Raw genomic sequence first — 15,248 nt, 5'->3', positions numbered from 1 at the left:
GGTGCTATTTTGTTAACAATGTCTTATGCTTGCCCTCTTCGGGAAGGGGAGTGTCGGCATGATGAATTGGCGCAGCGGACTGGCAGCGTGCATCCTGGGCTTGGGCTTGGCGGCCTGTTCGCCCTCCCAGCCGGAGGATACAGGGCCTGAACTGAATGCCCGTCCGGCCGATGCGCCGCGTGCCGAAACCGAGGTCGCGACCCAATTTTCCTTCTTGCGTTACGAGGTTAGCGTTGATGGCGACGCGCCGGGACTGTGCCTGGGCTTCACGCAGCCGCTCGATCCGGCCGTGGATTACGCCTCCTATGTCACTGTCACCCCGCAACGCCCCATCGCCCTGTCCGTGAGTGGACAAACCCTGTGCGTGGGTGGTCTGGGTTTCGGGGATGGCCAGGAGATTGTCCTGCGCACAGGCCTGCCCGCCGCTGACGGACAGACCCTGCCGGTAGACGAAACCATCCCGGTCGATTTCGGGGACCGCCCCGCCTATGTCGGGCTTGCCGGCGACGGGGTCATCCTTCCGCGCCGGGATGCGGACGGTCTGGCCATCGAAACCGTCAATGTCGACACGGTCGCCATCGAGCTGTGGCGCGTCACGGACCGGGCCCTGGCCTTCCGCTCCATCACCCAGGGCTTCAACGGCGCTGAAGGCGATTACAACTGGACGCCGCCGGAAGAGCGCGCCTCCGATGTCGGCGAACCAATCTGGTCGGGCGAGATGGATACGGCTGGGGCGCTCAACACGCCGGTCACCACTGTCTTTCCCCTGGCCGAAGCCATCGGCACCCTGACGCCCGGCGCTTATTTCATTGCCCTTCGCGATGCGGCCGAGGCCGATGACGGCTACCGCAATCCCGCCCGCGCCACACGCTGGCTGGTCATCACCGATCTGGCCCTGACCGCCTATCGCAGCCAGGACGGGATCGATTTCACGGTGCGTTCGCTGCAATCCGCGCAGCCGGTGGAGGATGTGCGCGTTCAACTGATCGCCGCGTCCAACGAGATCCTGGCCAGCGAGGCAACGAATGCCGACGGCCATGCCCGTTTTGCCGCGCCACTGGTGCGGGGCGAGGGCGCCATGGCGCCGCGCCTCCTGCTGGCCTACGGACCCGACAATGATTTCGCCGTGCTCGACTTCCGCCGCAATCCGGTCGACCTGTCCGGCCAGGGCATTGGAGGCCGTCAGCGTCCCGACGGTGCGGATGGATATCTCTGGTTGGACCGGGGGATATACCGTCCGGGCGAGACCGTCCGCATCGGGGCCATGGTGCGGGATAGCGAAGCTGTCGCCATTTCCGACCGCCCCGTCACCCTGACCGCCTTCGGCCCCAATGGCATCGAGATTGCCAATGTCCGCTACGAAATGGCCGAACAAGCCGGATCGGTCTTCTGGGACTATGATCTGCCGGTCGCGGCTGCCCGTGGCGAATGGCGGATTGTCGCCGAGATGGACGGCTATGGCCGGGTCGCGAGTACGCGCTTTTCGGTCGAGGATTTTGTCCCGCAACGCGTCGGCCTGGACCTTGAAGCCGATACGCAAACCCCGGTCCTGGCAGGCGAAACTCGTAGTGTGGAGGCGCGTGTCCGCTTCCTTTATGGCGCGCCCGGCGCGGGATTGCCGGTCGAGGGGCGGCTCCGGATCGAAGTGGACCCCAGCCCGTTCGAGGACTGGTCCGGTTATGAATTCGGCCGTCACGACACCCCGTTCCGCGAGCGCTCGCTCGACCTGCCATCCACCTTCGCCGATGGTGCCGGTATTGCGGTGCAAACCCTTGATCCGCAAGGTCTCGGCGAGGATGCCACCCAGCCGCTGCGCATCCGGGGCGTGATTTCCGCCATTGAACCCGGTGGCCGTGCCGTCGCCGATGATGTGCGCATTCCCTATCGTCCGGCCCCGATCTATCTGGGTCTGCAGCCGCAATTCGAGGGACGGGCTGCGCGCAATCGCGAGACCGGTTTCAGTCTTGTGGCCCTCGACAGTCAGGGCGAATTGGCCCGGGTGGAACTGGGCTGGCAACTGGTCCGGATCGACTGGGATTATGACTGGTACCGGACCGATGGCGGCCGTTGGCAGTGGCGCCGTACCCGTCACGTCGTCCCCATCGAAACCGGCGTGATCGGCCTGGATGGCAGCGAGGCCGCCAGCCTGACCCTGCCGGGTCTGGATTGGGGGAATTACCAGCTCATCCTCACCGACAACGCCACCGGTGTGACAGCCAGCACCGGTTTCTGGGTCGGTTGGGGCGGTGACGGCGAGCCGGGCACCCAGGCGCCCGACCAGGTTGCCGTGTCCGGTCCCGATCAGCCTGTCGCCGTGGGGGATCGCGCCAGCCTCACCATCCTGCCGCCCTATGCCGGGGAGGCCGAGGTCGTGATCGCGAGCGACCGCGTGCTGGAGACCCGTACGATCAGCCTGCCGGAAGGTGGCGCCGAGATCGATTTCCGTGTCACGGAGGATTGGGGCGCCGGTGTCTATGCCATGGTCACGGTCTACACGCCGCGCGACCCCGTGGATCGCCCGGCACCGCGCCGCGCCGTCGGGGTCAGCTATCTGCCCGTCGACATGTCGGATCGGACCCTCTCGGTAAGCTTTGACGCGCCGGACCGGATCGAGCCGCGTCAGACTGTCTCGTTGGACCTTCAGATCGAAGGCCCCGTACGGTCGGGGGCCTATGTCTCCGTCGCCGCTGTGGATGAGGGCATTCTCGCCCTGACCCGTTTTGCCTCGCCGGACCCGCAGGCCTGGTATTTCGGCCAGGCGCGGCTGGATGTGGATCTCTATGATGATTACGGGCGCCTGCTCGACCCCAATCAAGGAGCCGCCGCTCCCGTGCGGCAGGGCGGTGACCAGATTGGTGGTGCCGGCCTGACGGTGGTTCCGACGCGGACCGTGGCGCTTTATTCTGGTCCCGTGGAAGTGGGCCGTGATGGCCGTGCGCAGGTCGAATTGGACATCCCCGACTTCAATGGCGAGCTTCGCCTCATGGCGGTGGCCTGGACCGGCCGGGCCGTCGGCCAGGCCGCACGGCCGCTGACGGTGCGTGATGATGTGCCGGCGGAGCTCATCCTGCCGCGCTTCCTGGCACCGGGTGATGTCTCGACCGCCACACTCACCGTGGACAATGTTGATGGCGAGGCCGGGGGCTACACAGCCTCACTCAACGGCTCGGGTCCGGTGGGCCTTGAAGCCTCCGACACGCTTCAGCTGGCCTCCGGCGAACGCGTCGACCGGCGTTATTCGCTCACCGGCATCGGTTCCGGTATCGGCGAAGTGGGGCTCACCCTCGACGGGCCGGGCGATTTCAATGTCTCGCGGGCCTATCCGATCCAGGTGCGGCCGGCCTGGCTGGCCTCCTCCGACGTGTCGCGCGGACGGGTCATGCCGGGGGATCGCTGGTCCGTCCCGGCGGATGTGCTGTCTACCTATCTGGACGGGTCTGCCAGCCTCTCGCTCGGTTTCTCGCCGACACCGCTGGATGAGGCGGGGTTGTTGCGATCACTGAACCGCTACCCCTATGGCTGCGGTGAGCAGATCGCCAGCCGGGCCATGCCGCTCCTGCACGCCCTACCGCTGGCCAGCGCCGCCGGTCTGGACGGGCCGGACGGGGCGCGGGCCGAGGTGCAGGCGGCGATCGGCACCCTCCTGTCGCGTCAGGGAAGTGATGGCGTGTTCGGCCTGTGGCGCGTTGGCGACCGCGCGGCGCGGCCCTGGATCGGCGTCTACATGACCGACTTTCTCGCGCGGGCCAAGGCGGCGGGCTATGCCGTACCGGATGCCGCGATGGAACGCGCCTATGCGGCGCTGGAGCATGTCGCCGCTGGCGAGATGTGGCGCGTGTCCGGCTATGACACCTCCATCTACCGCTGGCAGGGCCAGACCGACACGGCGGAGCGCCTGAGTGACCGGTCGGCCGCTTACGCGCTCTATGTCCTGGCCCGGGCCGGCCGTGTCGACCGGTCCCGCCTGCGCTACATGCATGATGAACGCCTGACCCAGATCGAAAGCCCGCTCGCCCGGGCCCAGCTGGCCGCCGCGCTCTATCTGATCGGCGACCAGGCGCGGACAGTCTCGGCGCTGGATGCCGCCGAAGCCGCGCTCGGTTTCGAAAATCCGGGGAATTACTACCAGTCCGCCCGCCGGGACCTAGCGGGCGTGCTCGCCCTGGCCGCCGAAGTGGGCGATGCGGAGCGTGTCGCCCGGCTGGCCGACCGTGTTCAAGCGGATCTGCCGGAACCGGAACGTCTCAATACTCAGGAAAAGGCCTTCCTCCTGTCTGCTGCCCACGCCCTGTCGGGGGATGAGGGCGTGCAGGTCGCCGCGCCGGATGGCTTCATCGCGACGGGGCCGGGCCAGTTCGAATGGACGGGCGAGGCTCTGGCGGGGCCGGCCGGTTTCGCCGTGGAGAGCGACAACCCGGTCTGGGTGACCCAGATCGCCCATGGCCAGTCGATCACGCCGCCGGATGCGGCCCGTGAAGGGGTGGCGGTACAGAAGCGGGTGCGTCGTCTCGATGGATCACCGGTGGACCTGGCCAGCCTGGTCCAGGGCGACCGGCTGATGATCGACATCACGGTCGCGCCGCAATCGCGCCGTCTGATCCCGGTGATTGTGGAAGACCTTCTGCCGCCCGGGTTCGAGATCGAAGCCGTGGTCGAACCGGAAGATGCCCGGCAGAACGGGCTCTATGCCTGGCTGGGCCGGATCAATGCACCCAGCGTGGCTGAAAGCCGGGATGACCGTTTCGTCGCGGCGCTCGATCTGCGCAATCAGCGGGCCGAGCGGGTGGCCTATATCGTCCGGGCCGTCACGCCGGGTGAGTACACCCTGCCGGGTGTGGTGGTGCAGGACATGTATGCCGCTGACACCTTCGCGCGGTCCGAGACAGGCCGGGTCGTGATCGCGCCACGCGGCTGATCATGCTGGGTCTGCACCGGATATACTGGGCCACCGTTCTCGGTCTGGGATTGCTGGTCGGACTGCTGGCCCTCGACCGGCGGTTCCCGCCGCCGCTGGATGCCGCCCTGCAGGAAGTCTCCACCGTGGTCCGCGACCGCGAGGGGCGGGTCTTGCGCGCCTTTCCGGTGACCGAGGGACGCTGGCGTCTGGCCGCGGATCTGGACAGCATCGATCCGGACTTCATCGAAGCCTTGCTGGCCTATGAGGATTCCCGCTTCTACAGCCATGCCGGTGTGGATCCGCTGGCCCTGGTCCGGGCCAGCCGGGACAGTCTTCTGGCAGGCCGGATCGTGTCCGGTGGCTCCACCATCACCATGCAGCTGGCCCGGTTGCTGGAGCCGCGGGAGCGCACGCTGGCCGCCAAGGCCTTCCAGATGCTGCGCGCCCTGCAGCTGGAGCTTCGCTATTCCAAACAGGAGATCCTGGAAGCCTATCTGACCCTCGCCCCCTATGGCGGCAATCTGGAAGGGGTGCGGTCCGCCAGCTGGGCCTATTTCGGCCGCGAGCCCGATGATCTGGCGATCGAGGAAATCGCGCTCCTGCTGGCCTTGCCGCAATCGCCGGAGGCGCGGCGGCCGGATCTGCGGCCGGAGACAGCGCGGCAGGCCCGCGGCCACGTCCTGGACCGTCTGGCCGAGGTCGGCCTGGCCCGCTCCGGCGCCGCCGCGGATGCGGCGCACGACCCGGTGCCCGGCCGCCAGGCCTTCCCCGCCGATGCCTGGCATGCCGCGGCCGATTTGCGCCAGGCCCGGCCCGACGCGGCCGATATCGTGTCCACGCTGGATATCGCTTTGCAGCGCATGCTGCAGGACGAGCTCTCCCTGGCGGCTTCGGAGACGCCGGAAGCGGTGCAGTTTGCCGCCCTTCTGGTGGAGACCGATACCCGTTCGGTGCGGGCGCTGGCGGGATCGGCCAGCCGCAGCCGGCCGGGGGGATGGATCGACCTGACGGATCGTCCGCGCTCGCCGGGCTCGACGCTGAAACCCTTCATCTACGGCATGGCCTTTGACGATGGTCTGGCCGCAGGCGGGACGCGGATTGCCGATCTTCCGCGCCGGTTTTCAGGTTATCAGCCGGACAATTTCGATCGCCGCTTTCGCGGTGACGTCACCATTGCCGAAGCGCTTCAGCATTCGCTCAACGTGCCGGCCGTGACGGCTTTGGACGGGGTGGGGGGCCGACGGTTCAATGCCGTGCTCGGCTTTGCCGGCGCGCAACCGCAAAGACCGCGTTCGGCAGGCCAGGACAGCGGGCTTGCCGTGGCCCTGGGCGGAGCGGGGCTGACCGTCCGCCAGATCGCCGTGCTCTATGCCGCGCTGGGCGATGGCGGAGCGGCCCGGTCGCTGCGCTGGTTCGAGGACGAGACCCGGCCGGGCGCCGCGCATCCCGTGGTCACCGGGGAATCAGCGGCGGAGATTCTGGAAATCCTGCGCCGGGCTCCCCATCCGGGCGGGCGCATGCCGGCAGCACTGGCGCACAATGCCCCGGATATCGCTTTCAAGACCGGCACGTCCTACGGATTTCGCGATGCCTGGGCGGCCGGGGTGGTGGGAGATTATACCCTGGTGGTCTGGACCGGCCGGGCCGATGGCGCGCCGCGCGAAGGCGTGACGGGACGGGAAGGGGCCCTCCCACTGCTCTTCCGCCTCGCGGACGGGATCGGCCGGATCGATCCGGACGGGTTGGCCGGTGCCGGGGATCGCGACGCCCTGCCGGAGACACCGGACACGCTGGCGAACTTCCAGGCGGACCCGGCGCCGCACATCCTGTTTCCGCCGGACGGGGCCGAAGTCTGGGCCGACCGGGCCGGGCGCGGCTTCATCCTGTCGGCGCAGGCCGATGGCGAATTGTCCTGGTATGCCGACGGGGCGCGCGTGGAGCGCAATGCGGTGGGTGAGCCGGTCTGGTATCCGCCGGGCCCGGGTTTCTACTCCGTCACGGCCATTGACCGTCAGGGCCGGCTGGCCCGGTCGCGGGTCCGCATTCTGTCCGAGGGTTGATCGCCGGCGGGCCGGACAGCGTCCCGGGCTTGCACCCCGTCCGCTGACAGGGAAGTCTTCAGGCGAACCAATTGGGGAGTTGTCATCATGTTGCGCCAGATTCTGCCCGCGGCCTGTGCCGTGCTTTTGTCGACCTCTGCTGCCCTGGCGGATGAGCCGGGTGAGTGGGCTCTGGTGATTCATGGCGGTGCAGGCGTGATTGAACGTGGCGCCATGACACCGGAAACCGACGCTGCCTACCGGGCGGCCATGCAGGCGGCGTTGGACCGCGGTGAAGCCGTGCTGGATGAGGGGGGCTCCTCTCTCGACGCCGTGGTCGCCGTGATCCAGGGCCTGGAAGACGACCCGCTGTTCAATTCCGGACGGGGCGCAGTCTTCACGGCTGCCGGGCGCAATGAGCTGGATGCCTCCATCATGGATGGGGAGACGCTGAATGCCGGCGCGATTGCCGGCGTGACGCAAGTCCGTCACCCGATTTCCCTGGCCCGCCAAGTCATGGAGAATTCCCGCCATGTCATGCTCCAGGGTGAGGGTGCGGAGACTTTTGCGCGCGAGCAGGGTCTGGAAATCGTCGAACCGGCCTGGTTCTTCACCGAGCGCCGCTGGGCCTCCATGGAACGCGCCCTGATCAGCCAGGGGCTGCCGGTGCCGCCGCGCCCGGAAGGCGCGCCGGAGCCGGAACCTGTCGATCATGGGGCGCTGGAACGCGATGCGCGTGAGCACCGCTTCGGAACCGTCGGCGTCGTGGCACTGGACCGGGACGGCAATATCGCAGCCGGAACCTCGACGGGCGGAACGACTGCCAAGCGCTGGGGCCGGGTCGGTGACAGCCCGATCATCGGTGCCGGCACCTATGCCAATAATGAAAGCTGCGGCGTGTCGTCGACGGGGACGGGCGAGTATTTCATCCGCCTGACCGTCGCCAGCCGCATCTGCATGCTGGTCGAACTGCAGGGCCTGTCCCTGCAGGACGCGGCGGACCAGGTCATCCAGGATGAGCTGACTGCCATGGAAGGCGATGGCGGGATCGTGGCCCTGTCCGCTGACGGGGATATCGCCTGGAGCTTTAACACGCCCGGCATGTACCGCGCGCGACAGAGCGAAGGCGGCGAACCGGTCGTGTCGATCTATGGGGATGAGGAATAGGCATGTCCGCGTCCGAGCCGCAGATCACGGTCAACCGGCTGTTCTTCACACCGGTTATCGAAGTCCGCCTGCCGCAGGCCGATGCGCTGGTGCCGGCCTTGCGTGAGGTGATCATGGCGCAGCGCGCCCGCTCTCCCGGCGTGCGCCGCTCGAACATCCATGGCTGGCATTCCGATATCGAAATGCTGAACTGGGGCGGTGAACCGGCCATGACCCTGGCGCGTGAAACCCTGCAATTATGCGGCCGCTTCACCAGCGATCTCAATGGTGTGCAGGGCCAGTCGCGCTATGAAATGGGCATGGAGATGTGGGCCAATGTCTCGCCCGCCGGGGCCTCCAACCAGATGCACGCCCATCCCGGTTCCTTCTGGTCGGCCAGCTTCTATATCGATGATGGCGGCGACCAGACCGAGGGCGCATTCGTGGCCCAGGACCCCCGCTTTCCCATGGTGCGGATGGTCGCACCGGACCTCGTCTTCAAGGACGAAACCGGTGAACAGCAGCTCTCGCAATTCCGGGTCCATCCGGAGCCGGGGAAGCTGGTGCTTTTCCCGTCCTGGATGATGCATGCCGTTCGGCCGCATAACGGGCCGCGCGAGCGCATTTCCATCGCCATGAACATCCTCGCCCTGCCGGCACCGCCGCCGGAACAGGGTTGATCAGGCCTAGAGGATGGAGCTCTCGCCGCGCGTGAAATAGGCGCTATCGGCCTGCATCTGGGCAATGATGTGGTCAAAGGCCGCCCGGACCCGCCCGCTCTTGCGGACGGTTTCGTGTGCCACCACCCAGAGGTCCAGCGAGGTCGTGAATTCCGGCAGGATCCGTTCGACATTCTCGCAATGCCGCGCCAGCCGGTGTGAGGTCACGCCGACCCCGAAGCCGGCTTCGATTCCCTTGAGGTGACTGGCGGGGCTGTTGGCCTTGAAGGAGATGTTCTTGGGAACGACTGCCGAACCCGAGACCGAGGACGGCCAGCCGAAGAAATCGCCGACTGTCCAGCCGACACAGGCATGGTCCGCCAGATCTTCCACCTTCTCCGGGCGTCCGTATTCTTCCAGATAGTCCCGGGAGGCGTAGAGGCCGGCACCGACCGTGGCGCCGCGGCGCCCGATCAGGCTTTGCTGCGTGCCCGGTCCGTTCCAGCGCAAGGCGATGTCCGCTTCCCGGTCGGCCAGGTTGGCCGAGTGATTCTTGATCGCGATCTCGATACCGATCTGCGGATTGGCCCGCTGGAAGGAGGCGAGGGCGCGAGGCAACCAGTCGGCACCCAGTCCTTCGGAGGCTGACACCACGACCAGGCCGGACAGGGACTGGTCCTGAGCGATCACCGCCCGCTCGATGGCGGAGGCCTCTTCGCGCATGCGCTTGGCGTGGGCCACCACTTTCTGGCCCAGGGTCGTCAGGCGCGACTGTCCCTGGTCCCGGTCGAAGACCGGTTCACCGAAGCGTTGCTCCAGGGCCTGAAGGCGCCGGGTCACAGTGGGTTGGCTGACGCCGAGCTGTTGAGCCGCGGCGGTCAGGCTGCCTGCCTCGGCCACAGCCAGGCAGACCAGATAGTCGGACCAATCATCCATGCGTTTTTGTATTCGCGGCATCCTGAATCGTCAATTTCATTCGCAGAACTCAGTTCTAAAACTAAACACTGTTCACATTGGAGGCTTCGAGATGCGCGCTCTCACTGCTGCGGTCGCCCTGGCGGCCGTGTTTTCGTCTGTGGGTTACACCCAGTCCTGCGACACGACTCCGGAATTTGCCGGTCATCGCACCGCCAATGGCGTTGTGCGGGCTCAGTATAATGCTGTGAGCCGGGGGGAATGGTCCGATGTCATTCACTTTGGTGAGGACATTCTGGAATCCAACGGCGCGCCCGGCCACAAAGTGGCCGCTCTGACCAATCTGTGTGCCGCCTATGCCGCCACCGGTGAGTACACGATGGCGATCGAGTCCTGCGACGCCGCGCTGGAAATGCGTGATGGTGCCTGGCGTGCGCTGAACAATCGGGGCGTCGCCCTGTGGCTCAGCGGCGAGCAGGAAGCCGCCATCGCATCCTTCCAGGCCGCTGAAGCCTCGTCCTCGGGCGAAGATGAAGTGACGGCGAACCTGGCTCTGTCTCAGTGCGTTGCGGCCGGCTGATCCTCCCAGACTGCTATAGCCTACTCGCACTTTCCTGAAGGCCGGGGCGTTCGCGCCCCGGCCTTTTTTCATGTCTGGTGCGCCGGGCGGGTGCGCCGCCGGGCTTTCCGTCGGTTTCGAATGCCACTAGAACCGCTGGCATCTGGCCTTTCGCCGCGGCCCGCTTTCACGGCCGTGACAGGAGACTTGCATGCCCGCTCTTCCCCCAGAAACCCTCCATGATGGCTATAAGCGCTTCAAGGGAGGCCGCTTTCGTGTCGAGCAAAAGCACTATGCCGATCTCGCCGAGGGGCAGACGCCACACACGCTGGTCATCGCCTGTTCCGACAGCCGGGTGGACCCGGCCGCGATCTTTGATGCCGCGCCCGGTGAACTTTTCGTGGTGCGCAATGTGGCCAATCTGGTACCGCCGAAGGATCAGGGCGGCGGGCTTCACGGTGTTTCGGCCGCCCTGGAATTCGCGGTCAAAGTGCTCAAGGTCAAAGGCGTCCTGGTTCTGGGACACGGCGATTGCGGCGGTGTGAAAGCCTGCGCCAGCGGCCTGGCAGGCGTGCCCAGCGACTATCTCGGCCCCTGGCTGAAAACCATGGACCCGGCGCGTGATGAGGCTGCGGCCGAGGTTGGCTCCTCCGAGACTGCGACCCTGGCCCCGCATCTGGAACTGGTCTCCATCAAGCACTCGCTGGAACGTCTCAAGCAGTTCGGCTTTGTCCAGTCGGCCATCGAGGAACGCGGGCTGGAACTGCATGGTGCCCGCTTCTCCATTCATGACGGTGTGCTGGAATGGCTGGGCTCTGACGGCCAGTTCGCGCCTGTCTAGACCGGAGGTCCTGGATGAGCGCGCAAAAGATCTGGTTCGCCGACGCGCTGGACGCGCAAAACCAGGTCGTGCGCCTTTGCGAGGTTGACCGGGCCGCCCTGGCCGAAACACCCTTCCTGGACGAGCGCTGGGACCGGACCGGCTGCGCCACGCGCCCGGTGCGCCTGGCCGACATGCCGGAAACGGCCCCGGAGGCCCGTCCGGTCTTCATCTGGCATACCGCCTTTTGCTGCTCGACCCTGTTGGCGCGATGCCTCGACAAGCCGGGCACCAATCTGGGCCTGCGCGAACCGGCTGCCCTGATGGAAATCTCCAACATCAAGCGACGCGAAGGCGCGGGCGCCAGTGATCGGTGGATCCAGCGCGTCATGCCGGCCCTGTGCCAACCCGTGGAAGGCGAGGGCTTCGTCACGCTCAAGCCGACCAATACGGTCAACAATCTCATTGGCGACATGGCGCGCCTCTATCCGCAGGCCCGCCATGTCCTGCTGACCTCGCAATTGCGGGCTTTCCTGATCTCCATCGCCAAAAAGGGCGAAGCCGGACGGTCCTTTGCGCGGCGCCTGTTCACGATCTTCGCCATGGACGGGCATCCGATTGCCCGGACCGATCCGCGCCAGCTCATGCAGATGTCCGACCTGCAGATTGCGGCCCTGGTCTGGCAGATGCAGGTGGCGGCCATGCTGGACGCCTTCAACAAGGGACCGCGCGAGAATTTCGCCTCCCTGGATGGCGACCGTTTCGTGGCGGATCCCGAACCGGCCCTGAGGGCTGTCGACGATTTCTTCGGCCTGGAACTGGGCGCGGACCATGTCGCTACTACGGCCAAGGGGCCGCTGTTCAAGCGCGATGCCAAGGATGCCTCGCAGAGCTTCGGTCCGGACCGCCGCAAGGCCGAGGCCGACCGCATTGCCGAACAACTGGGCCCGGAACTCGACGCGATCATCGCGTGGAGCTACGGCCTGTTTCCCCAATCTCCGCGTGACGGCGTCTTGCCCAACGCTCTGATATAACCCCAAGAGGCCGGTAATGTCCGGTCAGCAATGTCCGCCGACCAAAGGAAGACAGACATGAAACTCGCAACGCTCAAATCCGATACCCGCGATGGCCGCCTGGTCGTTGTTTCCAAGGATCTGGCCTGGTGTGCCGATGCCACGCGCATTGCGCCGACCCTGCAGGCGGCCCTGGATGATTGGGAGCGATGCGAGCCGGAGCTGCAGACCCTGTCCTCCGAGTTGGAGCGCGAGACCATTCCGCGTGAGCGCTTCCATGAGCGTGACGCCCTGTCGCCGCTGCCGCGGGCCTATCAGTGGGCGGATGGTTCGGCCTACGTCAATCACGTCGAACTGGTCCGCAAGGCCCGCAATGCGGAAATGCCGGAGACTTTCTGGACCGATCCGCTGATGTATCAGGGCGGCTCCGATGCCTTCCTGGCCCCGCGGGCCGATATCCCGTTGGGCGATACGGCCTGGGGCTGTGACATGGAAGGCGAGGTCGCCGTGGTGACCGGTGATGCGCCGATGGGCTGCTCCACCGAAGAGGCCGCGAAATCCATCCGCCTGGTCATGCTGGTCAATGATGTCTCCCTGAGGGGTCTGATCCCGGGTGAGCTGGCCAAGGGTTTCGGCTTCTTCCAGGCCAAGCCGCCGAGTGCCTTCTCGCCGGTCGCCGTGACGCCGGACGAGCTGGGCGAGGCCTGGGATGGGGCCAAACTGCATCTGCCGCTGCTGGTGAAATACAATGGCGAAGCCTTCGGCAAGGCCGAGTGCGGCATCGACATGACCTTCGATTTCCCGCAGCTGATCGCCCATCTGGCCAAGACCCGTCCGGTGACCGCCGGCACGATTGTCGGCTCCGGCACGGTCTCCAACAAGCTGGATGACGGTCCGGGCAAGCCGATCAGCGAAGGGGGCGTGGGTTATTCCTGCATTGCCGAAATCCGCATGATCGAGACCATCAATGACGGTGCGCCCAAGACGCCCTTCATGAACTATGGCGACACGGTTCGGATCGAGATGAAGGACAAGGACGGCAAGTCCATCTTCGGCGCCATCGAACAGGAAGTGGTCAAGGTCTAGGACCTGACCCGGCCGCTTCCATACCGGGGGCGGCAGCGCTAATCTCCCGATCAAGAATAACAGGAGGCGAGGGCATACCTCGCCTCCTAAACTTGAAGGGGAGAGGGTTTTGGACCCGATCAAGGCCTATGCCGAACAGCCATTCGGCACATTTCCCGAATTCGTCCGTCTGCAGGCCAAGGCCCGGCCGGACCAGATCGCCATCATCTGCGGTGACCGATCGATCACCTATGCCGGCCTCGACGCCCGGGCAGACCGGATTGCGGCGGCGCTGCAGCGGGATGGGGTCCGCCCCGGCGGTGTGGTGTCGGTCTGTGCGGCCTCCTCGATCGACTATATGGCCATCTTCATCGGGACATTGAGAACCGGTGCAGCCATTGCGCCGCTTTCACCCTCGGCAACGCCGGACCAGCTGGTCGCCATGATCGCCGATTGCGGCGCGTCGCATCTGGCCACGGACGCCGCTGTCTCCGCGCATCTCTCCGAGGCCACCGGTCCGGTTGAGGCGCATCGCCTCGCCCTGGAGGACGGCGCTGACGGGACGGCTTTGGACGATTGGATGGCACCGGAAGGCAGCCGGCCGGAGATGATCGAGATCACGCCGGAGATGGCGTTCAACATCATCTATTCCTCCGGTACGACCGGTGTGCCCAAGGGCATCGTCCAGAGTTTCAAGATGCGCTGGCCCCACAATCATCTGGGCGAGACGGTCGGCTTCGGGCCGGAGGCTGTCGCCCTGGTCTCGACGCCGCTCTATTCCAACACCACGCTGGTGCATGTCCTGCCGACCCTGGCCGGTGGTGGCACGCTCGTCCTGATGCCAAAATTCAACGCTCACGCCTATCTGACCCTCGCGCAGCAGCATCACGCCACGCACACCATGCTTGTGCCAGTGCAGTATCAGCGCATCCTGGCAGAACCGGATTTCGACCAGTTCGACCTGAGCGCCTTCAAACTGAAATTCTGTACTTCCGCGCCCTTCTCGGCCGAGCTGAAGGCCGAGGTTCTGGCGCGCTGGCCCGGCGGGCTGATCGAATATTACGGGATGACGGAAGGCGGCGGCACCTGCGCCCTGCTGGCGCATCAGCACCCGGACAAGCTCCACACGGTCGGCCAGCCCATGCCGGGTCATGATATCCGCGTGATCGGTCCGGACGGAACGCAATTGCCGCCGGGTGAAATCGGCGAAGTCGTGGGCCGGTCCGGCGCGATGATGACCGGCTATCACGGCCGTTCCGACAAGACGCGTGAGGCCGAATGGTTTTCTCCGGAGGGCGATCGTTTCATCCGCACCGGCGATCTGGCCAGTGTCGATGAGGACGGCTTTTTCACGATTGTCGGCCGGGCCAAGGACATGATCATTTCCGGCGGGATGAATATCTATCCGGCCGATCTGGAAGCCATCCTGATGGAGAATCCGGCCGTGGCCGATGCCTCCGTGGTCGGCGTGCCCTCCAAGGAATGGGGCGAGACTCCGGTGGCCTTTGTCTGCCTGACCGAACCGGGCGCGGCGGCGCCCGCCGAGATTCTCGCCACGGCCAATGCCCAGCTAGGCAAGATGCAGCGCCTGTCCGACATTCGCGTCATCGACACCCTGCCGCGCAGTGCGATCGGCAAGGTGCTCAAGCGGGAGCTCCAGGAGGTCTATGCGGCGGGCTAGTGGGCCCCGTCGGGGCCTTCGCGCAGCGTATAGCGCTGGCCGTCGAAATCCTCGAAGGCTTCGGGAATTTGCGGATGACCGACCGGGCCGTTTTCGGCGTCGGGCAGAAGATTGCCCTCGGAGACATAGGCGCCGTAATAGCTGTCCTCATTCTCCGCCAGCAAATGGTAGAAGGGCTGGTCCTTGCGCGGCCGGATATCTTCGGGAATGGCCTCATACCATTCCTCGGTATTGGCGAATTCCGGGTCCACATCCACCACGACACCCCGGAAGGGGAAGAGGCGGTGACGAACCACATCGCCGAGACCGAATTTGGCGTGCCGGATATCCATGTCCATGACTCTAACGCGTTTCTGTTTTGATGTCCTCAACCCCCTATATGGGGTGATTTGAGCAACAAGCTACGAAAACAGGTGCTTTCCGTCACGCATCCTTGCAGAGGGAGGTCAGGCGG

Annotated in this window: 11 protein-coding genes; 9 read left to right on the top strand and 2 right to left on the bottom strand. The window is 65.9% G+C overall.

What is annotated here, in order from left to right:
• The first annotated feature begins 58 nt into the window (after nucleotides 1-58).
• From FCS99_RS03220 to FCS99_RS03205, 4 genes are all read left to right on the top strand, one after another.
• Nucleotides 59-4,915 carry an alpha-2-macroglobulin family protein gene (locus FCS99_RS03220; protein WP_138510474.1) on the top strand — a complete coding sequence of 1,619 codons (4,857 nt, stop codon included), beginning with the start codon at nucleotides 59-61 and terminating at the stop codon, nucleotides 4,913-4,915.
• A 2-nt stretch (nucleotides 4,916-4,917) separates the two neighbouring features.
• Nucleotides 4,918-6,957 carry a penicillin-binding protein 1C gene (pbpC, locus tag FCS99_RS03215; RefSeq protein ID WP_138510472.1) on the top strand — a complete coding sequence of 680 codons (2,040 nt, stop codon included), beginning with the start codon at nucleotides 4,918-4,920 and terminating at the stop codon, nucleotides 6,955-6,957.
• Between the two features lie 87 nt (nucleotides 6,958-7,044).
• Nucleotides 7,045-8,103 carry an isoaspartyl peptidase/L-asparaginase family protein gene (locus FCS99_RS03210; RefSeq protein WP_138510470.1) on the top strand — a complete coding sequence of 353 codons (1,059 nt, stop codon included), beginning with the start codon at nucleotides 7,045-7,047 and terminating at the stop codon, nucleotides 8,101-8,103.
• A gap of 2 nt (nucleotides 8,104-8,105) precedes the next feature.
• Nucleotides 8,106-8,762, top strand: coding sequence for a TIGR02466 family protein (locus FCS99_RS03205; RefSeq protein ID WP_138510468.1), 657 nt, complete (start codon nucleotides 8,106-8,108; stop codon nucleotides 8,760-8,762).
• Between the two features lie 6 nt (nucleotides 8,763-8,768).
• Here the strand turns inward: FCS99_RS03205 and FCS99_RS03200 are convergent, their stop codons facing one another.
• Nucleotides 8,769-9,698 carry a LysR family transcriptional regulator gene (locus FCS99_RS03200; RefSeq protein WP_138510466.1) on the bottom strand — a complete coding sequence of 310 codons (930 nt, stop codon included), beginning with the start codon at nucleotides 9,696-9,698 and terminating at the stop codon, nucleotides 8,769-8,771.
• Nucleotides 9,699-9,768: 70 nt separating this feature from the next.
• Here FCS99_RS03200 and FCS99_RS03195 point away from each other — a divergent pair, with 70 nt between their 5' ends.
• The 5 genes from FCS99_RS03195 (at nucleotide 9,769) to FCS99_RS03175 (ending at nucleotide 14,794) form a co-directional block, all read left to right on the top strand.
• Entirely contained in the window at nucleotides 9,769-10,236 is a 468-nt protein-coding gene (locus FCS99_RS03195; RefSeq protein WP_138510464.1) for a tetratricopeptide repeat protein, read from the top strand.
• Nucleotides 10,237-10,426: 190 nt separating this feature from the next.
• Nucleotides 10,427-11,056 carry a carbonic anhydrase gene (locus tag FCS99_RS03190; RefSeq protein WP_138510462.1) on the top strand — a complete coding sequence of 210 codons (630 nt, stop codon included), beginning with the start codon at nucleotides 10,427-10,429 and terminating at the stop codon, nucleotides 11,054-11,056.
• Nucleotides 11,057-11,070: 14 nt separating this feature from the next.
• Complete coding sequence (locus FCS99_RS03185) at nucleotides 11,071-12,069, top strand: sulfotransferase (protein WP_138510460.1); 999 nt, start codon at nucleotides 11,071-11,073, stop codon at nucleotides 12,067-12,069.
• Between the two features lie 57 nt (nucleotides 12,070-12,126).
• Complete coding sequence (locus tag FCS99_RS03180) at nucleotides 12,127-13,134, top strand: fumarylacetoacetate hydrolase family protein (protein ID WP_138510458.1); 1,008 nt, start codon at nucleotides 12,127-12,129, stop codon at nucleotides 13,132-13,134.
• A 109-nt stretch (nucleotides 13,135-13,243) separates the two neighbouring features.
• On the top strand, nucleotides 13,244-14,794 hold the full coding sequence (locus tag FCS99_RS03175; protein WP_233352634.1) for a class I adenylate-forming enzyme family protein: 1,551 nt from the start codon (nucleotides 13,244-13,246) through the stop codon (nucleotides 14,792-14,794).
• Here the strand turns inward: FCS99_RS03175 and hspQ are convergent.
• Nucleotides 14,791-15,126 carry a heat shock protein HspQ gene (gene hspQ / locus FCS99_RS03170; protein WP_138510456.1) on the bottom strand — a complete coding sequence of 112 codons (336 nt, stop codon included), beginning with the start codon at nucleotides 15,124-15,126 and terminating at the stop codon, nucleotides 14,791-14,793. The two genes, FCS99_RS03175 and hspQ, sit on opposite strands and share 4 nt — an antisense overlap.
• Between the last annotated feature and the right edge of the window lie 122 nt (nucleotides 15,127-15,248).

Source organism: Maricaulis alexandrii (genome assembly GCF_005871165.1).
GTDB classification, from domain to species: Bacteria; Pseudomonadota; Alphaproteobacteria; order Caulobacterales; family Maricaulaceae; genus Maricaulis; species Maricaulis alexandrii.
The sequence above is the reverse complement of the archived record's forward strand: the minus strand, read 5'-3'. Positions and strand labels throughout refer to the sequence as shown.